This window comes from Terriglobia bacterium (assembly GCA_020072785.1).
GTDB lineage: Bacteria > Acidobacteriota > Terriglobia > Acidiferrales > UBA7541 > Acidiferrum.
This window is the reverse complement of the sequence record JAIQGG010000006.1, coordinates 207,395-232,492: the sequence shown is the minus strand read 5'-3', so window position 1 is coordinate 232,492 and position 25,098 is coordinate 207,395. Positions and strand designations below refer to the sequence as shown.

Annotated in this window: 25 protein-coding genes and 1 tRNA gene; 15 read left to right on the top strand and 11 right to left on the bottom strand. The window is 64.5% G+C overall.

Annotated elements, in window-relative coordinates; translation table 11 throughout:
* A partial coding sequence (locus LAN61_14585) for an ATP-dependent Clp protease ATP-binding subunit (GenBank protein MBZ5541741.1) occupies positions 1–220 on the bottom strand: 220 nt, incomplete at its 3' end.
* 9 nt (positions 221–229) lie between these two features.
* Positions 230–670 carry a hypothetical protein gene (locus tag LAN61_14580; protein ID MBZ5541740.1) on the bottom strand — a complete coding sequence of 147 codons (441 nt, stop codon included), beginning with the start codon at positions 668–670 and terminating at the stop codon, positions 230–232.
* A 255-nt stretch (positions 671–925) separates the two neighbouring features.
* On the opposite strand from LAN61_14580, the gene LAN61_14575 reads away from it, so the two are divergent.
* The 7 genes from LAN61_14575 to LAN61_14545 all read left to right on the top strand — a co-directional run bounded on the left by LAN61_14575 (position 926) and on the right by LAN61_14545 (position 7,282).
* Entirely contained in the window at positions 926–1,279 is a 354-nt protein-coding gene (locus LAN61_14575; GenBank protein MBZ5541739.1) for an MGMT family protein, read from the top strand.
* A 149-nt stretch (positions 1,280–1,428) separates the two neighbouring features.
* Positions 1,429–2,349 carry an ABC transporter ATP-binding protein gene (locus LAN61_14570; GenBank protein MBZ5541738.1) on the top strand — a complete coding sequence of 307 codons (921 nt, stop codon included), beginning with the start codon at positions 1,429–1,431 and terminating at the stop codon, positions 2,347–2,349.
* Positions 2,346–3,257, top strand: a complete 912-nt coding sequence (locus tag LAN61_14565; protein ID MBZ5541737.1) for an ABC transporter permease — start codon at positions 2,346–2,348, stop codon at positions 3,255–3,257. The genes LAN61_14570 and LAN61_14565 overlap by 4 nt, the downstream gene beginning before the upstream one ends.
* A 226-nt stretch (positions 3,258–3,483) precedes the next feature.
* Positions 3,484–4,428: a branched-chain amino acid transaminase gene (locus tag LAN61_14560; GenBank protein ID MBZ5541736.1), complete on the top strand. Its 945-nt coding sequence runs from the start codon at positions 3,484–3,486 to the stop codon at positions 4,426–4,428.
* A gap of 206 nt (positions 4,429–4,634) precedes the next feature.
* Positions 4,635–5,321, top strand: a complete 687-nt coding sequence (locus LAN61_14555) for an aquaporin (protein MBZ5541735.1) — start codon at positions 4,635–4,637, stop codon at positions 5,319–5,321.
* 147 nt (positions 5,322–5,468) lie between these two features.
* Positions 5,469–6,608: a type IV pilus twitching motility protein PilT gene (locus LAN61_14550; GenBank protein MBZ5541734.1), complete on the top strand. Its 1,140-nt coding sequence runs from the start codon at positions 5,469–5,471 to the stop codon at positions 6,606–6,608.
* A gap of 152 nt (positions 6,609–6,760) precedes the next feature.
* Positions 6,761–7,282 (top strand): recombination regulator RecX, encoded by a 522-nt coding sequence (locus LAN61_14545; protein MBZ5541733.1) that lies wholly within the window; start codon positions 6,761–6,763, stop codon positions 7,280–7,282.
* A gap of 72 nt (positions 7,283–7,354) precedes the next feature.
* On the opposite strand, the gene LAN61_14540 is transcribed toward LAN61_14545, so the two are convergent.
* On the bottom strand, positions 7,355–8,650 hold the full coding sequence (locus LAN61_14540; protein ID MBZ5541732.1) for an NnrS family protein: 1,296 nt from the start codon (positions 8,648–8,650) through the stop codon (positions 7,355–7,357).
* Positions 8,651–8,868: 218 nt separating this feature from the next.
* On the opposite strand from LAN61_14540, the gene alaS reads away from it, so the two are divergent.
* The 5 genes from alaS to hypF all read left to right on the top strand — a co-directional run bounded on the left by alaS (position 8,869) and on the right by hypF (position 18,273).
* Entirely contained in the window at positions 8,869–11,652 is a 2,784-nt protein-coding gene (alaS, locus tag LAN61_14535) for an alanine--tRNA ligase (protein MBZ5541731.1), read from the top strand.
* Between the two features lie 108 nt (positions 11,653–11,760).
* Complete coding sequence (locus tag LAN61_14530; protein ID MBZ5541730.1) at positions 11,761–12,465, top strand: lytic transglycosylase domain-containing protein; 705 nt, start codon at positions 11,761–11,763, stop codon at positions 12,463–12,465.
* A gap of 22 nt (positions 12,466–12,487) precedes the next feature.
* Positions 12,488–14,596 carry an N-acetylmuramoyl-L-alanine amidase gene (locus LAN61_14525; GenBank protein MBZ5541729.1) on the top strand — a complete coding sequence of 703 codons (2,109 nt, stop codon included), beginning with the start codon at positions 12,488–12,490 and terminating at the stop codon, positions 14,594–14,596.
* A gap of 28 nt (positions 14,597–14,624) precedes the next feature.
* Positions 14,625–15,755, top strand: a complete 1,131-nt coding sequence (locus LAN61_14520) for a hypothetical protein (GenBank protein MBZ5541728.1) — start codon at positions 14,625–14,627, stop codon at positions 15,753–15,755.
* Positions 15,756–16,011: 256 nt separating this feature from the next.
* The gene (gene hypF, locus LAN61_14515; GenBank protein MBZ5541727.1) at positions 16,012–18,273 is read left to right on the top strand and encodes a carbamoyltransferase HypF; all 2,262 of its coding nucleotides are present in this window, start codon (positions 16,012–16,014) and stop codon (positions 18,271–18,273) included.
* Between the two features lie 98 nt (positions 18,274–18,371).
* Here hypF and LAN61_14510 read toward each other — a convergent pair.
* The 6 genes from LAN61_14510 to LAN61_14485 form a co-directional block, all read right to left on the bottom strand.
* Positions 18,372–18,446: transfer RNA gene (locus tag LAN61_14510), tRNA-Thr, on the bottom strand.
* An 89-nt stretch (positions 18,447–18,535) separates the two neighbouring features.
* Positions 18,536–18,712 (bottom strand): hypothetical protein, encoded by a 177-nt coding sequence (locus tag LAN61_14505; protein ID MBZ5541726.1) that lies wholly within the window; start codon positions 18,710–18,712, stop codon positions 18,536–18,538.
* 12 nt (positions 18,713–18,724) lie between these two features.
* Positions 18,725–19,144, bottom strand: coding sequence for a hypothetical protein (locus LAN61_14500; protein ID MBZ5541725.1), 420 nt, complete (start codon positions 19,142–19,144; stop codon positions 18,725–18,727).
* Positions 19,141–20,325, bottom strand: a complete 1,185-nt coding sequence (locus tag LAN61_14495; protein MBZ5541724.1) for a M24 family metallopeptidase — start codon at positions 20,323–20,325, stop codon at positions 19,141–19,143. Before LAN61_14495 ends, LAN61_14500 begins: the two co-directional genes overlap by 4 nt.
* Before the next feature lie 51 nt (positions 20,326–20,376).
* Positions 20,377–20,670, bottom strand: a complete 294-nt coding sequence (locus LAN61_14490; protein MBZ5541723.1) for a DUF167 domain-containing protein — start codon at positions 20,668–20,670, stop codon at positions 20,377–20,379.
* A 13-nt stretch (positions 20,671–20,683) separates the two neighbouring features.
* Positions 20,684–21,388: a YggS family pyridoxal phosphate-dependent enzyme gene (locus tag LAN61_14485; protein ID MBZ5541722.1), complete on the bottom strand. Its 705-nt coding sequence runs from the start codon at positions 21,386–21,388 to the stop codon at positions 20,684–20,686.
* Between the two features lie 73 nt (positions 21,389–21,461).
* On the opposite strand from LAN61_14485, the gene LAN61_14480 reads away from it, so the two are divergent.
* The 3 genes from LAN61_14480 to LAN61_14470 all read left to right on the top strand — a co-directional run bounded on the left by LAN61_14480 (position 21,462) and on the right by LAN61_14470 (position 23,784).
* On the top strand, positions 21,462–22,169 hold the full coding sequence (locus LAN61_14480; GenBank protein ID MBZ5541721.1) for a thymidylate kinase: 708 nt from the start codon (positions 21,462–21,464) through the stop codon (positions 22,167–22,169).
* 3 nt (positions 22,170–22,172) lie between these two features.
* Positions 22,173–23,324 (top strand): DNA polymerase III subunit delta', encoded by a 1,152-nt coding sequence (locus tag LAN61_14475; GenBank protein MBZ5541720.1) that lies wholly within the window; start codon positions 22,173–22,175, stop codon positions 23,322–23,324.
* 169 nt (positions 23,325–23,493) lie between these two features.
* Entirely contained in the window at positions 23,494–23,784 is a 291-nt protein-coding gene (locus LAN61_14470) for an RNA chaperone Hfq (GenBank protein MBZ5541719.1), read from the top strand.
* A gap of 38 nt (positions 23,785–23,822) precedes the next feature.
* Here the strand turns inward: LAN61_14470 and LAN61_14465 are convergent, their stop codons facing one another.
* Complete coding sequence (locus tag LAN61_14465) at positions 23,823–24,269, bottom strand: PaaI family thioesterase (protein ID MBZ5541718.1); 447 nt, start codon at positions 24,267–24,269, stop codon at positions 23,823–23,825.
* Positions 24,270–24,317: 48 nt separating this feature from the next.
* The gene (locus tag LAN61_14460; GenBank protein ID MBZ5541717.1) at positions 24,318–25,082 is read right to left on the bottom strand and encodes an SDR family oxidoreductase; all 765 of its coding nucleotides are present in this window, start codon (positions 25,080–25,082) and stop codon (positions 24,318–24,320) included.
* Positions 25,083–25,098 lie beyond the last annotated feature (16 nt).

Sequence of the window (25,098 nt, the reverse complement as noted above, 5' to 3'; positions counted from 1 at the left end):
CCACGATGCGCGTCTTCCCCGACCCCGTCGGCCCCAGAAACAGCAGGTTGCCCACCGGGCGCCCCGGCGAGTTCAACCCCGCGCAAAATACCTGATACAGGTCCACCAGCGCCTGCACGCCCTCTTCCTGCCCCACGATTTTCGCCCGCAACGCCTCGGCAAATTCCAGCGTATCCGTGCTGCGTAAACCAGGATCGAGTTTTAGTGCCTGAGCGGCCATGGCTGCCTCCTAGCGAGCCCGCAGTTGCGCGTTCGCTTTCATGAATCCTCCGTGCGAGCGGTCGAACTGGTCGAGTTTGACCTGGATGGTGGATTGCAGCAGCCGAAGCTGCAGCAGGATCTCCTGTGCCATCTGCGGGGATTCCGAAAGCCGGAGAAGCGGCGGAAAAAGATCCGCCAGGTCGAGATTGAGAGCCCGCAGCGTGGCCACAAGTTTCTGGACGGCGGGAGATTGGGGATCCGCGAGATCCAGCTGGCTGTTGAGCTGTTCGCGCAGGGCGTTCCAGTTGAGTTCGACGAAGGGGTGCTTCTTGGAGACTTGGCGGACCACCTCGTCGGTGATGCGCGCGCGTTCGCCGAGCCGCGCCAGGTGCAGCTGCTGCACCTTGCCGCCGCGGCGGACGTTGTGCACGAGGTAGAAGACATTGCCTTTGCGGCGAACAAAAGCCATCAGGGCACCTCGCAAACTCGAATCTGCGTGTAGTGTACGTCTCTTCCACTACCGCTGTAAAGATTCGATGCCGCCTCGAAACAAAGGTTGCTTCCAAGCGGTTACCTGTCCTTTACCTGTACTTCGCCGCGCTCTTTCCCGCCGCTCGCCCGCAACACACACCTGTTAAACCCCGCGGAGCGCTTTTTGTCTTGCGCGAAAACGGCGGCGCGCCTAGCATCGCGGTTTCCATCCGGGGAGAAGGGCGGCCTGACAATGTCCTGGGAGCCGGTCTACAAGCTGGTGAAACAAATTCCGCGCGGCCGGGTTTTAACCTATGGGGCGCTGGCGCGAGCCCTGCGCCTGCGCGGCGGGGCACGCTCCGCAGGCCGCGCCATGGCCGCGAGTCCCTCCGGGCGGGGCATCCCCTGGCACCGCGTGCTCGGCGCCGGCGGGCGCATCCTAATCCGCGAACCCTACGCCGGTCTGCAGCGCAAACTTCTGGAGACGGAAGGCGTGCTGGTCGTGGAATCGCGCGTGGACCTGAAGCGCTATCTCTGGACCCCCGGTACTCCGAACCGTAAACCCCCGAAACGCAAGAGTGCGCCCTTGCGCAGCAAAGAAAAATAGGGCCAGCCGCGCGGCGATGCAGGTGCGGGCGGCAATGTGCGGTATGCTATAGGTTCTTTTTTAGAGTGCGGCCGCAGAGCGGTCATTTTTCGAGCGTGACCGCAGAGCGGTCAAATTTTCGAGTGCGACCGCAAAGCGGTCAACCGAACATGTCCAACTCCATCTTGCAGGTCGAAAACCTGAGCAAACGCTACGGCGACGTCGAAGCGATTCGCGGCGTGAGCTTCGAAGTCCAGGAAGGCGAGGTCTTTGGCCTGCTGGGGCCGAACGGCGCGGGCAAAACCAGCACCATCGAGATTCTGGAAGGGCTGCGCACGCTGGACGGCGGGCGGGTATCGGTCTGCGGGCTGGACCCGCAGCGCGACCCCGAAAAACTGAAGCGCGAGATCGGGGCCACCCTGCAGGCCACTTCCCTTCCGGACAAGATGCGCGTGCTGGAAGCGCTGAAGTTGTTCGCGACTTTCTACGAGCGGCGGCGCAGCCCGGAAGAGCTGCTGAAGCGCTTCGGGCTGGCCGAAAAGCGCAACGCCTTCTACAGCACGCTTTCCGGCGGGCAGAAGCAGCGCCTGGCGCTGGCCATGGCCCTGGTGAATGACCCGCGGGTGCTCTTTTTCGACGAGCCGACCGCGGGACTGGACCCCCAGGTGCGCCGGGAGATCTACGACGTCATCGAAGAGCTGCGGCGGGAGAAAAAGACCATCGTGCTGACCACGCACTACATCGAGGAAGCCGAGCGGCTGTGCGATCGCGTGGCCATCGTGGACCACGGCAAGGTGATCGCGCAGGGCACGCCGCGCGAACTGAAGCAGCGCTCCGGGGATACCACGCGGATCGAGGTGCGCCTGGCCAAACCCACCTCGCAAGCGACCCTCAAGGGCCTGGACGGCGTGACCGACTGCCATCCCCTGGACGGCGCCTTCATTCTGCACTGCCACCGCCCACCGCAAGCCATCGTGGCCCTGGTGAAGCACTTGGAAGCGGAAGGCAACGAGCTGGTCAATTTGGAGATTTCCACGCCTTCGCTGGAGGATGTGTTCATCGAGCTGACCGGAAGGAGACTCCGGGATTGAAGCACTTCGTCACACTGGCCAGCAACCGCATCCGCTTGACGATGCGCAACAAAATTTTCCTGTTCTTCACGCTGCTCATGCCGCTGGGGCTGTTCTTCTTGTTTGCGGGGATCTTCGCCAAGGGCGAGCCGCGCATGGTGACTTACCTGCTCGGCCCCGTCATTTCGCTGACGGTGATGGGCAGCTTCTGGGGCCTGAGCGCCAATCTGGTGATGTACCGCGAGCAGGGCATCCTGCGGCGCTTCCGGCTGGCGCCGGTGACCGCGGCGGACATGCTGTCGTCGAGCATCGCGGCGAACTACATCCTGACGATGCCCACGGTGGTCATCGAGATCCTGCTGGCGCGCTGGCTGTTCCACGTCACGCAGTTCGGCAGCCTGCTCTCGCTGGCGATACTGGTGAGCGTGGCGACTATTTCTTTCGCGGCCCTGGGGCTGATCGTGGCCAGCGTGACCAACTCGATGCAGGAGACCCAGGTGATTTGCCAGATCGTCTGGTACGCGCTGATGTTTTTCTCCGGCGCCACGTTTCCACTGCCCATGCTGCCGCGCGTCGTGCAGCACCTGGCGGTTTTCCTGCCCGCAACCTACGTGGTGATCGGCCTGCAGAAGGCTATGTTGCTCGGAGCCGGCCTCTGGGCGCTGCGCGTGGAGATCACCGCGCTGGGCGCATGGGCGATCCTGGCGTTTTTTATTTCGACGCAACTGTTCCGCTGGGAGCCGGGCGAGAAGGTGCCCAGCCGCGCCAAGCTGTGGGCCGTGGCCACGATTCTGCCGTTCCTGCTTCTGGGCGCCTGGGAAAGCAAGTACGGGCACATCCAGGGGCAGGCCAAGTCGGCGTACAAGATGGTGACCGCACCGGAGGCGGCGCCAGAGCCGCCCGCGGAACCCGCCAAAGCTCCGCGCTGAGCCCTGCGGGAGTCGGCGCACGCGCACCGCCAAATTGGCCGCGCGCCAAATTGGTTGCGGCGGCCGCGGAACAGAACCAACGGCGCATTGACGCTCCCCCACCCCTGCCGTATTCTGCCGGGAGCAGGCGCAAGGACTTCCTGCACCTGCGCGGCAAAAAAGAGCAAGCCACGCCGCACGCGCCGCGCAGCCAGGCGGGCCGAGAGTCAACTACCGGAGAGAGCACATGCCCATTCAGAAGACGGAGAAGATCTGGCACAACGGGAAGTGGATCAACTGGGACGACGCGACGCTGCACGTGCTTTCGCACGTGGTGAGCTATGGCTCCGCGGTCTTCGAGGGCATCCGCTGCTACGAAACCAAGCAGGGCCCGGCGATCTTCCGCCTGCGGGAGCACATGCAGCGGCTGATCAACTCCGCCAAGATCTACCGCATGGAGCTGCCCTACTCCGTGGACGAATTCTGCAAGGTGGCCACCGAGCTGGTGCCCCGCAACAACCTGAAGTCCTGCTACGTCAAGCCCCTGGCGCTGCGCGGCTACGGCGATGTCGGGGTGAACCCGATGAACTCTCCGGTGGAGTGCTACATGGCCTGCTGGTCGTGGGGCGCCTACCTCGGACCGGAAGCGCTGGCCAAGGGCGTGGACGTGTGCGTCAGCTCGTGGACGCGCATCGCCCCGAACACGCTTCCGGCGATGTCCAAGGCCGCGGGCAATTACATGAATTCGCAGCTCATCCGCATGGAAGCGGCCACCAACGGCTTTGCCGAAGGCATCGCCCTGGACACTGCCGGCTACGTGAGCGAAGGCTCGGGGATGAATGTCTTCCTGGTGCATAACGGCACGCTGTATACGCCGCCGCTGGGCGCAAGCGTGCTCCCCGGCATCACCCGTGACGCGGTGCTCACGCTGAGCGAGGACCTGAAGATCCCGGTGAAGGAGCAGATCATCCCGCGCGAGATGCTGTACATCGTGGATGAGGTTTTCTTCGTGGGCACGGCCGTGGAGGTCACGCCCATCCGCTCGGTGGACCACATCCAGGTGGGCAAGGGCGTGGCCGGACCGGTCACCAGGCGCCTGCAGGAAGAGTTCTTCGCCCTGACCAGCGGTACCAAGCCCGACCGCCACAACTGGCTCACGCCGTGCGCCGCGGCCGTAGGCACTTCCCGGTAACCCGCGGGGCGCATTCTCCTTCCGGCGGCACTTGCGCTACGCCGTTGAACCGTTGAACGTTTGAATTGTTCAACAGTTCAGCGCTCCGCCACCCTTTCCCATCTTTCAATAGTTGTTTTGACTGCCCGCGCGGGTTTGAGTAGAATCCGCGCGATAGGCACAGCCGGATGCTGCCCGCCTGCTTGATCCGGCCGGAGGCTACCTCGATGTACAGCATGCCGCAGAAACTTGTCGCCGAATTCATCGGCACGTTCACCTTGATCTTCATCGGAGCCGGCTCCATCTGTGCGGATCAGTTCCTGCACGGCACGGGTGGGCCGGGTCTCCTGGGGATTGCCGTCGCGCATGGGCTGGCGATAGGAATCATGATCACAGCACTGGGCCACATCTGCGGGGGCCACTTCAATCCCGCGGTGACCATCGGCTTCTGGGTGACCAAGCGCTTCAGCACTCTGGAGGTCGTGGGGTACTGGGCGGCGCAACTGGCGGGCGCAGTGGCGGCCGCCTTTCTGCTGAAGATGCTCGTTCCCGAAGACACCTGGCGCGCCGTGGCCCTGGGCACGCCGGACCTGGCGCGCGACTTCACGCGCCTCAACGGCATGATCCTCGAGAGCGTCATGACCTTCTTCCTCGTGTTGGTGGTCTTTGCCACCGCGGTAGATGAGAAGGGCGCCTTTAACAAGATCGCCGGCTTCGGCATCGGCCTGACCATCACCATGGACGTCCTCATGGGCGGCCCGCTGACCGGCGCGGCCATGAACCCCGCACGGGCCTTCGGTCCCGCGCTGGCCGCCGGTCACTGGGCCAATCATGGCGTCTACTGGGTGGGGCCGCTGGCCGGAGGCTTCCTTGCCGGCCTGCTCTACGATTCGCTGTTCCTGAAGAAAAGCTGAATCTGCCCATCGCGCGGCCCGCTTTGGCCCCCGGGTTACTGTCGAGCAACTCCGCGCGGCATGCGCCTTGCCGCCGCCAGGGGCCGGTGCTAGTGTCGGCTTTGGCCCCGCTTCGGCGGGCCTCTGCGGGGTTTACACGACATGGCACTGAGCATTGACGATCTTCTCCGCCGCGCCGTCGAAAACAAGGCCTCCGACTTGCACCTGAAGGTCGGAAACCATCCCTATCTGCGCGTGGACGGCCTGCTCACTCCCATCAGCGACGTCTCCCGCATCACGCCGGAAGAGATGCTCTCCATGGCGTTCAGCATGATGACCAACCGCCAGAAGCAGAAATTCAAGGAAACCGCGGAACTGGATATGGCCTATGGCGTGGCGGGCCTGGGGCGTTTCCGCGTCAACGTCTTCCAGCAGCGCGGCAACGTGGGCATGGTGCTGCGCGTCATTCCCACCAAGATCCGCACCATCGAAGAGCTGAACCTTCCCGCGGTCATCAACAAGATCTGCGAAGAGCAGCGCGGGCTGGTGCTGGTCACCGGCACCACGGGTTCCGGTAAATCCACCTCCCTGGCGGCGATGATCGACCGCATCAACGCCAATCGCGCCGACCACCTCATCACCATCGAAGACCCCATCGAGTTCCTGCACCGCGACAAGCGCAGCTTCATCAACCAGCGCGAAGTCGAAGTGGACACCGCCAATTTCGCTTCCGCGCTCCGGGCTGCCCTGCGGCAGGACCCTGACGTGATTCTGGTCGGCGAAATGCGCGACCTGGAAACCATTTCCACCGCCCTGCTGGCCGCCGAAACCGGCCACCTGGTCTTCTCCACCCTGCACACCCTGGACGCCACCGAGACCATTCAGCGTATTATCGCCGTCTTTCCGCCGCCCGAGCAGAAGCAGATCCGCCTGCAGCTCGCTTCCACGCTCAAGGCCGTGATCAGCCAGCGCCTGGTGCGGCGCGCCGACGACAGGGGCCGCGTGCCCGCCGTGGAAATCATGATCGCCACCGCCTACATCCGCGACTGCATCATCAATCCCGACAAGACGCGCATGATCCACGACGCCATCTCCGCCGGCACCAGCCAGTACGGCATGCAGACCTTCGACCAGTCGCTCTTCGACCTCTACACCAAGCAACTCATCACTATGGACGAAGCTCTCACGCGCGCCACCAACCCCGACGAATTCAAGCTGCGCCTGCAAGGCATCCGCTCCACCGCCGACGCCGCGCGCGAAGAGATGGAAAAGCAGATGGCGGATTTCGAGCGCTTCTCGAAAAAATAAAAGCAGTTGAACCCTGCAAACTCGAAAAGATGGAAAGAAATGAGAACCGGAGGAGGCCCGGACCTCTTCCCCTTTTGCACCGCTCGGCTCCGCAAACCCTCAACTTTCCTTCCCGCCTTGCTTCCTGCGTCTCCTGCTTCTATCCTTCCCCGGTGCGCTCCCCACGCAAGCTCGACTCCGAATCCGGCCTCTATGAATCCGCGCTGCGCGCCCTGGTGCGCCGCGCACACTCCGTGCACGAAATGAAGCAGGCGCTGGAGCGCCGCGCGGAGGACAAGACCCTGGTGCAGCCCGTCCTGGAGCGCCTGAAGCGCGCGGGGCTGCTCGACGACGCGCGCTACGCCAGACAGTTCGTGCGCCAGCGCAGCGAAATCCGCCGCCAGGGCAAGTTCCGCATCGCCCGCGACCTGCGCGCCCGCGGCGTGCCCGACCGGCAAATCGAAGCCGCCCTGGAAGAGATCTCCCAGGTGACCGACGAGGCCGCCCTGGTGCGCCAGCGCATCGCGCGCAAGCTCAAGCTGCTGCGCGGCGAGATCGACGTGCGCAAGATCGCTTCGCTCTACCGCAGCCTGCTCCGCGCCGGCTTCCCCACCGACATCATCCGCCGCGAGCTGCGCGCCATGACCAAGGAAGATGTTCCGGACATGGGAGATGCATCCGGAGAGTCCGCGTAAGGATCAACGGCGCGCAATCGTTCCGGCTCACCGCCGTAAGGGCACGCTGGATCGCGCCCCTGCGGATCAGGATTACTCCGCAAATTGGGTGAGCGGGCTGGGTGCGACGACCGGCGGGCGCAGGAACGTCCAGCCAAGATTGACCGCGAAGAGCGTCACGGCGGTCATTTCGATGATGGCGGAGACGGGCAGGAGCTTCCAGGCCCAGGCTGCGAAGTTCTGATAGGCCAGGATTTCCGAGCCGACCCGCAGCGTGCAGCCGGTCATCAACAGCGCCAGCCCGGCGAACATCAGCCGCGGGCTGGCCAGCACGCGCATTCCGCAGAACGACGGCAGAATCCTCTGCCCCACGCTGAACACCATGGCCGCGACGAAGCCGACGGTCAGGGCGTGCCGCGAAGCCCCCAGAATCCCGGCGCTCCCCAGGAGATTCCGCGAGGCCCAGATGCCCAGCAGCGCGGAGATGCCCAGCCAGACGAAGGCGCTCCGCACGAAATACGGAAAGCTGGAATGCACGCCGCCAACCTTGGGCGTTTTCACCGGCGGTTCGAAGATGCGGATCGCCGCTCCCGCGCAGAGGGCGCCCGCGAGGAGCACATCGGCGGCCAGGGCGAAGGCTCCGAAAAGCGCAGCCAGGACGCCGAGAGAATTCGCCACGACGGCCAGAGTCAGCAGCCTCGAACGCAGCGGCCGCAGCCCGAGAAACACGGTCACCCAGCGGGCGCTGAATCCCCAGACCATCGGCACGAGGAATCCCCAGGTGGCGACGACGAGATAGCGCTGGTCGAAGAGATGCGGAAAGGCGGGAGAGGCGCCACTCAGCGCGAGCGAGAATGTTTCCAAGACCTGGAGGAGCAGGGTGAGCAGCAGTCCGGCCGTGGCCGCAATGACCACATACACCCAGGTGTCCCAGGCCATTTTTTCATTTTTGATGGTGGCATGCGCGGGGCCGATGGTGAAGAAAAACAGGGCGAAGGCCGCCAGCTCGAGCAACGCGGAAAGGGGCAGCAGCGCGCGCCAGTGCCAGGGCTGGATGGTCGCGCCCCAACGCAGCAGGACGCCCGTCGTCCACAGCACCCAGCAAACCCATGCGCGCCAGAGCGAAAACGGCTGCATCTTGCGCAGCTTGGGGATGGAATAAAAACCGATGCCTAGAATGAACGTCGCCACCCAGCCGAAGATCTGGGCGTGACCGTGCGCCTGAATCCAGCCGGGAGCCACCGACTGGGCCGCCTGCAGCTTGCTGATGGAAATCAGGTTCCAGACGCCGAGAAAGGTTCCCGGCAAGAGCATGAAGGCCAGCCCGGTCAGGATGTAGGTCATCAGCAGCGTGGAGAGCGCCTTCTCGCGCGTGATGGTGCGCTCCATGATGGATTGTGTCTTCGCGTCGAGCCACCGCGGCTTGCTCGTATTACTCACGGGTGCGCTGGCCATCTTCTCTCCTTCGAGGGCTGGGTTCTGCTGCCCCCGTACGGCTTCCACGGAAAGCCTACAACCCGGCTGGCAACCCGCGCTGTGACATAAGTCCCACCGGACCTCCCGGCGCCCCGTCTTCCAATTGCGGCATCTCTTCTCCCTCTGCGATAATGAATTGTGGGTGGATTTCCACTGAGGTATCCGTGACCGGCAACGAGATCCGCGAAAAATTTCTGAGCTACTTCGAGGGCCAGGGCCATCGCAGGGTGCGCAGCTCCTCGCTCGTGCCCATCGGCGACCCCACGCTGCTGTTCACCAACGCCGGCATGAACCAGTTCAAGGACGTCTTCCTGGGGCTGGAGCAGCGCGACTACAAGCGCGCCACCACCGCCCAGAAATGCGTGCGCGCCGGCGGCAAGCACAACGACCTGGAAAATGTCGGCTTCACCAAGCGCCACCACACCTTTTTCGAGATGCTTGGCAACTTCTCCTTCGGCGATTACTACAAAGAAGAAGCCATCGCCTACGCATGGGAACTGCTCACTTCGCCCAAATGGTTCGACATCCCCGTCGGCAAACTGTACTTCACGGTGTTTGGCGGCGCAGATATGGCTCCTGGCGTTCAGATCGGCCTTGATCACCTGTCCCTGAATTCTTGGAAGGCCATGGGTGCGCCAACTGAACGGATCCTTTCTCTTTCAGGAGATAGGGGAATCAAAGAACTCTTCTGGAGCATGGGCGATACAGGTCCGTGCGGCTCGTGCAGTGAGATTCATTACGACATGGGGCCTGCGGCATCTGAGCAAGGCCACACCGATTGTAAGTTTCCTTGTGATTGCGGCCGCTATGTCGAAATCTGGAATCTCGTCTTCATGCAATGGAATCGCGACGCCACCGGCAATTTCACCCCGTTGCCTAAGCCGTCAGTCGATACCGGAGCGGGCCTCGAGCGCCTGGCCGCGGTGGTGCAGGGCAAGATTTCCAACTATGACACCGATCTTTTTGTGCCCCTGATGCAGCGCGCCGCGGAACTTTGCGGGGTCAATTTCGAGAAGGAACTGAAGATGGAGGCCGGCAAGGGCGGCGCTGCTTCCCTGCGCATCATCGCAGACCACGCGCGGGCCACGACTTTTCTCATCACGGACGGCGTCCTGCCCTCGAACGAAGGGCGCGGTTACGTCCTGCGCAAGATCATGCGCCGGGCCATCCGCCACGGGAGGCTGCTGGGAGTGACCCAGCCGTTCCTCTTCGAAATGGTGCACGCGGTGCGCGAACTGATGGGCGATGCTTATCCCGAGCTGCGGGAAGCGGCCGCGGCGCGCGTGCCGGAGATCGTTCTCAGCGAAGAGAAGCGCTTCAGCCACACCCTGGACATCGGCCTGCGCAAGCTCGAAGACGAATTGAAGCCGCTGGCGGCCCAGAAAACCGCCGCCCCGGCAATCTACACCGGGGAAAGCGCCTTCCGCCTCTACGATACCTACGGCCTGCCCATGGATTTCATTCTGGACGCCGCACGCGACCTGGGCATCCAGTTCGACGAGGCGGGTTTCGACCGGGCCATGAACGAACAGCGCACGCGGGCGCGTGCCTCCTGGAAGGGCGGAACAAAGGAAGCGGCCAATCCGGCCTACGCCAAGCTGGCGGAGACCTTCCGCACCGAAGCCGACTTCTACCAGGCTACCAACACGCGCGACTGCCGCATCGAGGCCATCGTGACCAAACGCGGCCTGGTGCACGAGATCAACGCCGGAGAAACCGCCGAGATCGTCCTCGACCGCACCGTGATCTACGCGGAATCGGGCGGGCAAGTCTCCGACATCGGAGCGTTTTACGACAATTCCGAATCGCTGCTGCTCGCGGATGTACAGGCCGCCTACTACCCCGTCGCCGGGCTCATCGCCCACAAGATCGTGGCCAAGGAGACGCTGCGCACGGGCGATCGCGTGGCGGTGGTCGTAGACGCCGCGCGCCGCGAGCAGATCAAGCGCAACCACACCGGCACGCACCTGGTGCACGCAGCCCTGCGCAACATCCTCGGCGTGCATGTGAAGCAGGCCGGCTCGCTGAATGCCCCGGAGCGTCTGCGCTTCGACTTTTCCCACTTTACCCATGTGGCTCCCGAAGAACTGCGCGAGATCGAGCAGCAGGTCAACGACGAGATCCGCCAGAACACCGAGATCGAGACCGCCGTCACCTCGCTCGAGGATGCCCTGGCTTCCGGCGCGCTGGCTTTCTTCGGCGACAAGTATCCCGAGCACAACGTCCGCGTGGTGACGATTCCCGATCCGCGCGCGCCGCGCGGCTTCTACAGCAAGGAGCTGTGCGGCGGCACGCACGTGCGGCGCATCGGCGACATCGGCGTCCTGAAGATCGTCAGCGAGCAGTCCGTCGCTGCGGGCGTCCGCCGTATCGAGGCCGTCACCGGAACCGGAGCCCTGGAGCACTACCAGCACCAGGCCCAGCTCCTGACCCAGATAGCCGGCGCCCTGAACGTGGGCGAGGAGGCCCTTCGGGCCACGGTGGAGAAGCTGACCCACACCGCCCGGCACTTGGAAAAGGAACTGGAGGCCCAGAAACGCAAGGGGGCTCTTGGCCAGATGGACGAGCTAGCCAGCCGGGTTCAGTTGGTCAAGGGGGTCAAGGTCATAGCCGAGGAAGTGACCGGGGTAGACCGGGAGAGCTTCCGCCAGTTGGTGGATAGTCTGCGCCAGAAACTAGGCTCTGGCGTGGTCGCCCTGGGAACCGTAGACGACGGAAAAGTATCTTTAATTGTTGGAGTTACAAAGGACCTGACCAATCGTGTCCATGCCGGAAAGTTGGTTCAGGCCCTGGCCAAGCTAGTCGGCGGCAGCGGGGGTGGCCGACCCGATCTGGCCGAGGCTGGCGGAAAGGACACATCCGCCCTAAAAAGTACCTTGCAGACCCTCCCCTCCCTTCTTGACCCGTTGTTATAATTTTGGGCAGCGCTAGAAACGTGTCCGACAGGAGACACACCCCTGCCTTGGGCACGGGTTTCTATAGGGCTACGGTAACGGAAATCGTTTTGCCTTTCCCAGGGTTCGATGGCACATCGCATAACCATAACGGGCTCTATCTTTCTGGGAATACAGCTCTTGCTTGCTGTTCCGGGGAGCGCCCAGATCGCTGCGGTCCATGACGAGAGCGGCCGGCGGTTGTTCATCAACGGCAACACCCCAGCTCTCGTCAAGGGTACTCCCGCAAAGCCACGTTCGGCCATCTACCTCCCTCCTGCGCCCTCGCTTATCGGCCAGTCCCGGCCGGCCGTACATCTCGACCGCGACGGGGCGGAGCGCATCGTGCGGGAGGCCGCCGACCGGCACAACGTGGACCCCGCACTGGTCCGCGCGGTGATTCAGACCGAGTCCGGCTGGAATCCTTCGGCGGTGTCGCGGCGCGGTGCAGTGGGACTGATGCAATTGCATCCAGTGACGGCACAACGATTTGGAGTGGACGACGCGTTCAACCCGCAGGAAAATGTGGACGCCGGGGTACGCTATCTGAAGAGGTTGCTACAACGATACAAAGGCAACCTGGATTTGGCCCTGGCGGCGTACAATGCGGGTGAGGGGGCCGTGGATCGCCACGGTGGGATTCCCCCATTCCGCGAAACGCGGGATTACGTCCAGAAAGTGCAGAATGCGTATTTCCGGCCTGGCTCCGGCCGCCTTGCTTCGGGATGGACTTTTTCGCGCGCCATCCACAAGGAGACGGACGCCCAGGGCCGCATCATCTTCAGGAACGATTAGGGGTTGGGGGAAGATGTTAGGCGTGCTCGAATTGCTTACCTGCCGCAGGCTTCGCGCGGCTTTCGCCGCCGCTTCGCTGTCTTTTGTCTTGACCCTTCCCGCCTTCGCCACCCACACCACCGACCTTAAGCGCCAAGCCGCGCAATCCCAGTTTTCCCGCGGCGAAGAGCAGCGCGCCGCGCTGAACAGCAAGCCGCTCGCCGAGCGTACTCTGGCCGAATACAAGCAGGTCGTTTCCACCTATCGCCGCGTCTATCTGATCACTCCGCACGCCGTGGAAGTGCCGGACGCGCTGCTGGCGGTGGCCGAACTGAATGCCGAGATGGGCGACCGCTTCGGACGCAGATATTTCCAGGCCGCCGTGGACACCTACCAGTTTCTGCTGCACGAATATCCCGCGAGCCACTCCTGCAGCGACGCCATGTTGCGCATGGCGCACCTGCAGAAAGACCAGCTTGGCGATCCCGCGCTGGCGGCGAAAACCTATGAAGAGTTTCTGAAGCGCTACCGCCGTTCGCCGCGGCGCCGCGAAGCCCAGGAAGCGCTTGCCGAACTGGCCTTGCTGCAGCGCGGTGAACTACCGGCGCCTCCCGGCACGCCCGTTGACCGCTTCGCGGTCCCAGTTACAAAGGAAGCCCCCGCGCGCTCCGCCAAGATGAAGGAAGAGCCGGCGGTGGCCGAGCCCGCAGCGGCAGCCCCCTCCCCCTCCGCTTCCATGGAAATTCCCCGCGTCAAGGGGATCTCCACGACCATAACGGCCAATTCCGCGCGCGTGGTCGTCGACCTCGAAGACAAAGTCACTTACACCTCGGCGCGCATCCGCAATCCGGACCGTATCTATTTCGATTTGCAAGCTGCGCGGCTGACCCCGGAAATGGCCAGCCGCACGATCACGGTGAGCGGGGAGATGCTAAAGGCCGTACGCATGGCTCAGAATCACGCGGGCACCGTGCGCATGGTTTTGGATGTCGCCGGCGTGCGCGGCTATACCGCGGCGGTCAGCGATAATCCCCCGCGCCTGACGGTGGACCTGTATGCCTCCGCGGCGGCGTTGCGTGCGGCGCGCAAGACCCGCCTGGAAGGCGCGCCCGAAAACGTCGCCGAAAAAACAGCCGCGAAGCCCGCACTGCAGCCCGCCGTGGCCAGGAAGATTCCCGTTGAGCCCGCGGATACCGCCGCGGCCCGCTCCGCCGAACTAGCGGATTCCAGGATTCGCGGCGCGGCGCACGATTCCCCGGCGGTGAATAACAGTTCCCTGACGCACAGCCGCAAGGACGGAGCCGCCGGGCCGGAACGCGACGCCGTCCCGCCGAGTGCCCCGCTGCCAACACGCGACGGCCAGGCCACCCTCACCCGCACCCTGGGCTTGAAGATCGGGCGTATCGTGATTGATGCCGGACATGGCGGCCACGACACCGGCACCATTGGCCCCACCGGCCTGCTGGAGAAGGATCTCTGCCTGGACATCGCCCTGCGCCTCGGCAAGGTCATCGAACAGAAGCTGCCCGGCGCGGAGGTGATCTTCACGCGCCCGGACGACACCTTTGTGCCCCTCGAGCGGCGCACGGAAATCGCCAACGAGGCCAAGGCTGACCTCTTCATTTCCATCCACGCCAACTCCAGCCACGATCACGCGGCCCGCGGCGTGGAAACCTACTACCTGAACCTGCGTGGCTCGCCCGAAGCCATGGACGTGGCCGCCCGCGAAAACGCCATGGCCAGCGGCGGCGTCCACGAACTGCAGGACCTGGTCAAGAAGATCGCGCGCACGGAAAAGATCGAAGAGTCGCGCGAGTTGGCTTCGGACATCCAGGATTCTCTGGCCCAGCGCGTCCAGAAGACCAGCCGCCGGGTGAAGAACCGCGGCGTGCGCAAGGCCCCCTTCGTGGTGCTGATCGGGGCGGATATGCCTTCGATCCTGACGGAGATCTCCTTCCTCAGCAATCCCGCGGACGAAAAGCTGCTCAAGAAGCCCGACTACCGGCAGCGTGTTGCCGACGGCCTCTACCAGGGTGTCGCCAGCTACCTCAAAAGCCTCAACAGTGTGACCTACAACCTCCCGGCACGGAATGCCCCCCCCCGCCCGCATGCCCCGGCCGCTGCAGTTGAACAATCACGCAACCAACAGTAGTCTGTTAGTGTCTAATATAACTGTACCCATGCGTCGCGCTCTTATCTTCGTGTTTCTTCTCGGCCTCTGCCTGGCCCCGGCTCTCCGCGCCCAGCAGGGCCTGCCCGACCATTTCGGGGGCTGGAGTTCCTCGGCACCCGCGGTAAAGACCGCCGTGGATGCTCCCGGCAAGCCCTCGGGCGAAGCCGTGGCTGTCCTGCAGGAAGCCGGGCTGGACGGCGTGACCCGCCGTGCCTATGCCAGCAGCGGACGCACGCTGACCCTGACCCTTTACCAACTGCACGATCCGAGCGGCGCTTACGCCGCCTTCACCTATCTGCGCACCCCGGAGATGGCGGATTCCGATCTGGCGGAGTACGCTGCGGTGAGCCGCGACACCGCGCTGATCCTTTCCGGCGCTTCGCTCCTGGAAGCCCGCGGGCTCGCTGGCGCCTCGCTCGCCGATCTGCGCGCGCTGGCGGCCACTCTCGCGCGCACCGCCGACAAGACTCCGCTGCCTCCCATTCGCACCTATCTCCCGTTGCGCGGCAAGCTCAGCGGTACGGAAAAGTATTTCCTTGGCCCGGCGGGGCTCCGCGCCGAGGCCGTGGCTCTCGGGAAACCCGAGATCGCGGCGCTTGCGGACAAGGCCGGGTTCGCTTCCGGCGCGGAGGTCATGCTGGCCCGCTACCGCCTCGGCCGCGAAGAGTCCCTGGTGCTGCTGTTCGAATACCCCACGCCACAAGCCGCGGGACTCCACCAGAAGCACATCGAAACCGCTTTGCGCTCCGTGGCGCCGCCGGCGGAGCTGCCTCTGCGGCGCAAGGGTTCCCTGCTCTCGCTGGTTCTGGCCCCCGCAGCAGGCGTCCCGCGTGGCTCGCAAGCCCTTCTCGACGCCGTGCGCTATGAAACGAATGTCACCTGGAACGAAAAATCGCAGACTCTTACCGATGCGCCCTGGCCGGTCATGGTCGTCAACACTATCCTGGGCACCGGCGTCATCCTAGTTGTGGCCATCGTCTTCGGCGTGGCCTTCGGGGGCGTGCGCATGCTCACCAAGTTCTTCTTCCCCGGCAAAGTCTTCGACCGCGCCAGCCAGATGCAGATCCTGCAGCTCGGCATCAACAGCAAGCCCATCGACTCCAACGACTTCTACGCCAGTTGGAATCCGCGCAGTTAAGTGGGTGAGTTATACCCGCCGGCTGCGGCGGGAATTGCAAGGGAGCCCAGGCGGGGATTCGGAATCCCGGACTCCCGCGCCGCAGAAATCCAGCCATCATTTCGCCGTGCCTGCAGTTGCTTCTGGGGAGAAAGCGGTGCAGGAGTATTGGGCGCCATGGCACAATCCTCCTTTAGGACCTGAGCATGACCAAGGCAAGTCTCCAGTTTTGTGGCATGAACTTGCTCTATCTGCGGCTTACTATGGCCCCTCATCCATGAACGACATGGCGCGCTGGCGGCTGCTGGTGCAGGGGGTGGTGCAGGGAGTCGGCTTTCGCCCCTTCATCTACACCCTCGCGTCTCGCCACCGTTTGTGTGGCTTTGTGGCCAATCGCTCCGACGGAGTCCACATCGAGGTCGAGGGCCAGCCCGACGCTCTACGACAGTTTCACTCCGATCTGCAGTCGCAACTCCCGCCCTTGGCCCACATCGATTCCGTCCACGTCCAATCCGTCGCACCCCAAGGCAGCTCTTCTTTCGAGATTCACGAGAGTACGGCGCAGACGGGGCCGAGCACCCCCGTCTCCCCCGACGTGGCCACCTGTCCGGATTGTTTGCAGGAGTTGTTCGACCCCGCTGACCGCCGCTATCTCTATCCTTTCATCAATTGCACAAACTGCGGTCCCCGCTTCACCATTATTCGGGACATCCCTTATGACCGCCCCCTCACCACCATGGCTTCCTTTCCGATGTGCCCCGCCTGTGCCGCGGAATATCGGGACCCGCTCAATCGCCGCTATCATGCCCAGCCCAACGCCTGTCCCGTCTGCGGTCCCCACGTGTGGCTGCATCCCGGAAACCAGGTGGGGCCAGCCGCACTGGAGGCCGTCCGCCAGGCCCTCGCCGCCGGCCGCATCGTCGCCATCAAGGGCATCGGCGGATTCCACCTGGCCTGTGATGCCACTAATTCGGACGCCGTCGGCGAATTGCGCTCCCGCAAGGGCCGCGGCGACAAGCCCTTCGCCGTCATGGCTCGCGATCTGGAGCAGGTTAGCCAATTCGCGGAAGTCAGCGAAGAGGAAGCGGCCCTTCTGACCAGCCGCGAACGGCCCATCCTCCTCTTGCGTCGGAAGGAAAGCACCCCTCTATCCCCCTTTGTGGCTCCCGGCACTGCTCTTCTTGGCTTCCTGCTGCCTTACTCTCCGCTCCATCATCTCCTGCTCACGGACCGGCCCCTGGTCATGACTTCCGGCAACCTGAGCGATGAGCCGATTTGCAGAGTCAACGAGGAAGCCATCCAGCGCCTCTCCCCACTCGCCGATCTCTTCCTCCTCCACAACCGCGAAATTCACGTGGTCTGCGACGACTCCGTCACCCGCATCCACGAGGGCCGCGAGCTGCCGCTGCGGCGGGCTCGGGGCTATGCTCCGTTGCCGGTGCGGCTCCCCCGGAGCGCAGAGGCCGTGCTGGCTGTCGGCGGGGAGTTGAAATCCACCTTCTGCCTGACAAAAGGCCGCTACGCCTACCTGAGCCCGCACATCGGCGACATGGAAAACCTGGAAACACAGCAAGCCTTCGAGCGCAGCCTTTCCCATTTGCAGTCCCTCTTTCGCTGCACGCCGCAGCGTGTGATTTGCGACCTCCACCCTGGATATTTGTCCACGCGCTGGGCCACGAAATTTTCGGAAGAGCATGGGATTCCGCTCCTGCAGGTCCAGCATCATCACGCCCACGTCGCCTCCCTGATGGCCGAGCACGGCTTGGATGGTTCGCAACCGGTCATCGGGGTGTCTTTCGACGGCACCGGTTACGGCACCGATGGCGCGATCTGGGGCGGCGAGATTCTCCTCGCGGACTATTCTTCCTTCCGCCGGGCGGCACACCTGAACTATGTGCCGCTCCCGGGCGGCGACGCCGCTGTGAAACGTCCTTACCGCATCGCTCTCGCGCACCTGCACGCCGCCGGAATCCCCTGGCTCCCGGAGCTGCCTTGCGTGGCCGCCGCTTCCGTGCAGGAACTCGCCGTCCTGCAACGGCAGATGGAGACGGGATTCCACTGCGCCCAGACCAGCAGCATGGGACGTCTCTTCGACGCCGTGGCCTCGCTGCTTGGAATCTGCCACTTCGCATCCTACGAAGCTCAGGCCGCCATCGAACTCGAAATGCGCGCGGAATCGCAGCCCGTGGAGGGCTACCAGTTTGCCCTGTCCGGCGAAGGGGAGATCGGGATGGACTCCTCCCCGGTTCTCCGGTCCATCGTCCGTGAACTGCTGGGCGGGATTCCGCCGGCCGTGATCTCCGCGCGATTTCACACCGCCGTCGCGGATTGCGCCGTTAGCGTCTGCAACCGCTTGCGCGGAGAAACCGGAATTCAGCGCGTCGCTCTCACCGGAGGAGTCTTTCAAAATGTGCTCCTCCTCCAGCTAACAAAGGCTCGCCTCCTCCAGGCTGATTTCGAAGTGCTGACCCACAGAATTGTCCCGCCCAACGATGGCGGCCTTGCCCTCGGCCAGGCCGTAATCGGCGCGCAAGACTAGGACGAAGGCGGCCGCCGCCTCTCTCGGAACCCTGAGTTTTTAGCGGGTACAAAATTGGATGAGATAACTGATTGAAAAGAAGTAAGTTAGAAAAAATCTGGAGCCGAGGCGGGGATTTGAACCCCGGACCTGCCGATTACGAATCGGCTGCTCTACCACTGAGCTACCTCGGCTGAACCAATCCACTGTAGCATTCGCGGAAAATTTCTGTCAATTCGCGCAGCCACGCGCAATTCCTGCGTTTCCTCGGTTGCGCGGCAATTCACCGGGAGAAGGGATACATGGCCCAGCCGATGCCGATGCCCACCAGCAGAAACAGGAAGAGCGACCACACGATGTACTTCACGCGGTCCAGCGGGCGCCGCCGGCTGAGAAAGCCGAAGGCCACCGAAACGATTAGCGCGAACAGCAGCATGCCGTGCAGGTGTGTGAGTGTCATGGGGGAATTCCGTCAGGCCTTTCGTCCGCGCGCGGTTTCGTAGGCGTGCAGCGCCGCCAACAGGTTCAGCACGCCGGCAGTGGCCAGAAAACGCGTACCGTAATCTCCCCCGGAACGCGAAACATCCGCACCGTCCGTTTCCATGTCGCGCGCCACCAGATAGAAGCTTCCGGTGCCCAGGTCCGCGACATACCCGAGGGTGTCGAAGGCGTCGCCGGGCCCCGCTGTGAAGACGTTGCCCCGCGCGCGCGCCCCTACGACCACCAGCAGCCCCACACAGAGAAAAAAGGTCAGCGCGCGGCCCCACATGCGCTGCAATGCGTGGCCCAGGCCGGGCACCGCCCACCCGGCCACGGCCAGGGCCAGGGCGTAGCCTTCGCGCTTCGAATGGGCGAGAAAATCTCCGTTGTTCGGCATGTTGGTTTCGGTCATCGCTCCGCCAGCAGCGCGGGCAGTTCCGTCTGCACCGCGCCGGTGACGCGCGCTTCGCGCTCCGTCACGTAAACGTTGATTTCGCTGCGAATTCCAAATTCCGGAAGGTAGATTCCCGGCTCGATCGAGAAGCAAGTGCGCGGGATCAGGTGCCGGACGTCGTGCGTCTCCCAGCCATCTATGTTCGCGCCATTGCCGTGCACTTCTTCCCCGATGCTGTGCCCCGTGCGATGAAAGAAATATTTGCCGTACCCGGCCTTTTCGATCACCCCGCGCGCAATCTTGTCCACCTGCCAGCCCTCGGGCGGCTTCCCCGCGGCCAATCCTTTGCGCACAAATTCCACGGCTCGGTCCCGCGCGGCGCGTACAATGTTGAAAATCTTGGCGTACTTTTCCGGCACCTTCACGCCCAAGTAACCCGTCCAGGTGATGTCGTAATAGACGCTTCCCGGCTTCTTCTGCTTCCCCCAGATGTCCAGAAGGAGCAGATCTCCTTCGCGGATTGGCGAGGAATTCTCAGGCCCGGGTCCGTAGTGCGGGTCGCTGGCATTCGCATTCACCGCGATGTCCGGCCCCTGGTCGGCAGTGAGGCCGGCGGCATCGAACTGCGCCAGAAACCACAGCTTCAGGTCGTATTCCGTGATGGTTCTCTTCTCGCGCACGCACCGCGTCACATAGGCAAAGGCTTCCCGCACGATGCGGTCGATCTCGCGGCCGGCCGCCAGGTGCGACTCCAGCTGCGCGGCGCTCCAGCAGGCTTCGTACTTCTGCACCAGGTCCGCCGAGCTGACCACCTTGGCCCCGGCGCCGCGCACCAGCTCGATCGTGCCGGCGTCCACCATGGAGACGTAGGGAATGGCGTTTTTCGGCGAGTACTGCATGGCGGTGCGCCCGCCCCGCCCCAGCAGCTTGCGCAGATTCTTCTGCAGCTCCTCCTGCGCCGCGTAGTACAGCGTCTCTCCGGGCAGCGCGGCCAGCGAAGCCTGCTCGATGCGGTGCACCAGCTTGCGCGGGCGGCCCTTGGCCGGCACGTAGTAGAACCAGCGGCGCGTGCGCATGCCCTCGGGCAACTGCAGAATGCGCTGCGCGATGGGATCGCGCCCCCGAAAATCGTAGAACAGCCACCCGTCGAGCTTGGCGGCCCGCAGGTCACTCTGGATCGCGGATAGGTCGGCAGTCATGGTCGCGGTAGCTCCAAATGACAACCCTGAGATTTTTCTTCCAGCAGCTTCCTAGGCCTCGTGCACCAGCAGCGCCAGCACCTGCTGCGGCGTCACCCCGCGGATTTCCACGCGCTTCGTGCGGCTGCGCGCTCCACTCACGATTCTAACAGCCGACTTGGGCGTTTTCAAAAGCCGCGCCAGGAATTCGCACAGCGCCTCGTTGGCGCGGTCCTCCAGCGCCGGCGCTTGCAGCCGCACCTTCAGGGCCTCGCCCATCACCCCGGCAATCTCGTCCTTGCTGGCGCGCGGCTGCACCCGCACGGACAAGGTGACGCTTCCATCGCGTTGGCGAATGTCAAGCAAGCGGCCACTCTCCTTATGTCCCTGGACGTTCGCCGAAGAGCGCCGTGCCCACGCGCACTTCCGTGGCCCCCTCTTCGATGGCCGCTTCAAAATCGTGCGACATGCCCATGGACAGCGCCTCCAGCGGCCGCCCCAGCCGCTGCGCCAGAGCATCGCGCAGTTCGCGCAGCCGCCGGAAATACGGCCGCACCTGCTCGGGATCCTCGAGGAACGGCGGGATGCACATTAGCCCGGCCAGATCGAGCTGCGGCAACGCGCAAATCCTTTCTCCCAGCGCCCCAAGTCCCGCCTCCGCAACCCCGCTCTTGGTCTCTTCCGGCGCGACACGCACTTCGATGAGCACGCGCAGTTTCTTTGCGGCGGCCATTTCCGCCCGCGCCCGGTCCAGCCGCAGCGCCAGAACGGCATCGTCCAGCGAGTCCACGCTATCAAAAAGCCGCGCGGCCCGCGCGGCCTTGTTGCTCTGCAAGTGGCCGATGAGGTGCCACGTCGCCGGCAAATCCTGGACGGCGCCGCGCTTCCCTTCCCACTCCTGCACGCGGTTTTCCCCGAAGTGGCGCACCCCGGCGGCGAAGGCCTCGCGAATCGCTTCCGCGGCGTGCGTCTTCGACACCCCGATCAGCGTAATCTCCTCTGCGCGGCGGCCCGCGCGGGCCGCCGCGCGCGCCATGCGCTCCCGGATCTCCCGCAGATTCTCGGCAATGGCAGGACTGCTCATCCCGGACAGAATCCTAACATGCGCGGCGTTGCAGAGGCCCGCGTCTGCGGTTAGACTGGCGCTGACTTCGCCAATGTCCCATTCGGGCAAACTCATCGCCGTCGAGGGGATCGACGGCAGCGGCAAGCGCACGCAGGTCGAGCTGCTGGAAAAGGCGCTCGTGGCCCGCGGCCACACCGTCGTGCGCGTGGGCTTTCCGCAGTACGAGTCGTGGTTCGGCCAGATGGTCGCGCAGTTCCTGAACGGCGAATTCGGCCCCCTGGAAACCGTGGACCCGCATTTCACCGCGCTGCTCTATGCCGGCGACCGCTTCGAGGCCCGCCCGCGCATCGAAGCGGCCCTGGCGGCGGGTACCGTCGTTCTTGCCGACCGCTATATCGCCTCGAATCTGGCGCACCAGACCGCCCGCGCGCCGCGCGAGAGACGCGATGCCTTCATCGCCTGGATCGAGCATCTGGAATACACCATCTATGCGCTGCCGCGCGAGGCCCGCGTGATCTACCTGCGTGTACCGCCGCGCCAGGCACAGACTCTCATCGCCCAAAAGGCCGAACGCGCCTACACCACCGCGCGCCACGATATCCAGGAGGCCAGCATTCGCCACCTGGAAGAGGCCGCGGCCGTCTACGACGAGCTGACACGGCGCCCCGGCTGGGTGTGCATCGAGTGCATCGACGCGGCGCGCGGCACGATGCGCTCCCCGCAAGAGATTGCCCGCGACGTGCTCGCGGCGGTCGAGCCCGTCCTCGGCTCCGCCCCGGCCCCCGCGGAGCGAGGCTGAGCGATGCCCTTCTCCGACTTTCATGGCAACCCGCGCATCGTGGCCGCCCTGCGCGGCGCCCTGCGCACCGGACGCGTGCCCCACGCGCTGCTTTTCACCGGGCCGCGCGGCCTCGGCAAATTCACCCTGGCGCGCATGTTCGCGCAGGCCGCCAACTGCGAGCGGATGACCGATGATTTCTGCGGCGCATGCGATCCCTGCCGCCGCATCGGCCTGCTGGCGCAGCCCGAGCCGCTCATCGCCCAGGGGCTCACCGAACGCGGCGAAAGCGCCGACGCTGCGCTGGTCGAGCGCATGCCCCTCATCCTGCAGACCCATCCCGACGTGTGGGCCCTCGTGCCGGACCCCGTGCGTCTGCGCACTCCGGTGGCTCGGCCCATGCTGCGCATCGGGCAGATCCGCGCCATGCAGCGCGCCGCCTACTTCGCGCCCCAGGGCAAGCGCAGGGTGTTCATCCTGGACGGCGCAGAGACCATGCGCTGGGACGTCGCCAACGTCTGCCTGAAAATCCTGGAAGAGCCGCCGGAGTCTTCCACCCTGATCCTCCTGGCGCCGTCCCCCACCGCGCTGCTGTTGACCATCGTCTCGCGCTGTCTGCAGTTCCATTTTGCGCCGCTGGAGACCTCCGAGGTCGAAGAGCTGCTGCGCAAGCTGCCTCCCGGCGAACAGCCCGCATGCACGCCCGCCGACCTGAAGCTTGCCGCGCAGCTTTCCGAAGGCAGCCCCGGCCTGGCCATGGCCATGGATGTGGAAGTCGAAATGAAGCTGCGCCGCGACGCCCTGCGCATTCTGGAATGCGCCGCGCGCGGCCAGGGCTTTGCCCAGCTCTTCGCGGAAACCGCCGCCCTGGCCAAGAGCCGCGAGACCTCCTTCGACCAGCAGCTCGCGGTCTTCTATATGCTCCTGACCGACCTCCTGGAGCTCACCGCCGGGGTGCAGCAGCCGCTGCTGCGCAATCCCGCGTTGGCCCGCGAACTGCAAGCCCTGAGCCGCGCCGTGGACGCCCCCTGGGTCCAGCGCGCCATCGCCGGCATGGACGAACTGGCCGCCGGCGCCCGCCGCAACCTCAACCGGCAACTCGGCCTGGACGCCCTGGCCACGGAACTCGCAGCCGCCACCCCGGCCCGGCCCTCCGCTACTCCCCGGCCTCGCTGACCGCCGCGCTAACTCCGCGGCACTTCACGAAAATACTTTGTGGAGGTAACCAAAATGCATTGCGGCGCGTCTTATCCTCAGAGTTAGATCTCACCTGGTTGTATTTCGTCGAGGAGTTTCCATGGTGAACCGTAGATTATTCCGTCCGGGTTTCCCGGAGGGGCGGGAGATGGGCTCTGGCCCGGGGCGCACTCCGCAAGGCCCGGCTCCTACCAAGAAGCCCGCGCCGCCCGAAGTGACCCACGCCGAGAATTTTTACTGGGTCAAGCAGATGCAGGCGCGCCTGCCCATGACCGTCGTTCTACTGGATGGCGAAACCTTGCACGGCGTCATCGAGTGGTATGACCGGGACTGCATCAAGCTGACCAGGACCGGCAGCCCCAATCTGCTCGTCTTCAAGCAAGCCATCAAGTATGTCTTCAAAGATGGCGACGAAAGCTCCTCGAACGGCAACGAGTAGCGCTGGTTCAAGAAGGCAACCCGCGGGGGCGCTCCACTCTACCGCCGCAGCGAATATCCCCCTGCGGCGCCGAACGTCAGCAGCGCCTTGGCCGCCAGTTCCCCCTTGCGCGTGCGGATCTCGCATTCCGTAACGATAAAATTCCGTCCGGCGCGTAGCACCCGCGCCTCCGCGATGGCGTGCTCGCCGGCCACCGGCATCAGGAAATTGATCTTCATTTCCACCGTGGCCAGCTCCCGGCCCCGCGCAATCATGGTATAGGCGGCAATCGCCGCGGTATTGTCCGCCAGCGCCGCCAGCACCCCGCCGTGCACCACGCCGTGGATTTGCTTGTGCCGCTCGCGGATGTCCATGCGCAGCACGGCGCGTCCCTCCTCGATCGCCTCCAGCGAAAACCCCAGCAGTTGCGTCGCGCTGCTCTCTTTCATCCGCTTGCGCACCTCTCTCTCCAGCCAGCGGGCCCGCTCGATCAGTTTGGATGTCATAAGCTCTGCTGCTCCTTGTTCCGGTGCGGTCTCTTCCTCTCTCCTTCTTCAATACGCGGTCAGCCCGCCGTCCAGGGGAATGGCCGCCCCGGTCACCCAGGCCGATTCCTCCGAGGCCAGGTACACGGCCAAATGCGCGGCGTCCTCCGGCTGCCCCATGCGCCCGAGGGGAATGGTGGCCAGGCGCGCGCGCCGCGCCGCTTCCGGATCAGGTGCGCGGGTGAAGAGCTCCTTCACGAGGTCCGTCTCCACGATCGCAGGGCAGATGCAGTTGACGCGAATATTTTCGTGGGCGTGGTCCAAGGCCATGGCCTTGGTTAGCAGCGTCACTCCCCCCTTGGAGGCGCAGTACGCGGCGCGCTCCTTCATGGCCACCAGTCCCAGAATCGAGCCGATGTTCACAATGGCGCCTCCGCCGGCCTTGCGCAACTCCGGCAGCGCCGCCCGGGACATCAGGAATGGCCCCTTGAGATTCACCTCCAGCACCCGGTCCCAGTCGTCCTCGGAAATGCTCTCTACGCTGGAAACGTGCAGCATTCCGGCGTTGTTGACGAGTACGTGCAGCCCGCCGAAGCGCGCTGCGGTTTCGCGTACCGCGCGCGCCGCATCTCCCGCGCGGGTCACGTCGCAGGCGATGGCCAGTGCTTCTCCGCCCCCGGCGCGTATCTCCGCAGCGGCGCTTTCCAATGGCTCCAGGCGCCGCCCAGCCAACGCCACTCGCGCGCCCTCCTGGGCAAAACGCAGGGCGCAGGCGCGCCCCAGGCCCGTTCCCCCGCCGGTGATCAGCGCGATTTTCCCCGCCAGCCGTGTCACGTTTTCTCCAGCTCCC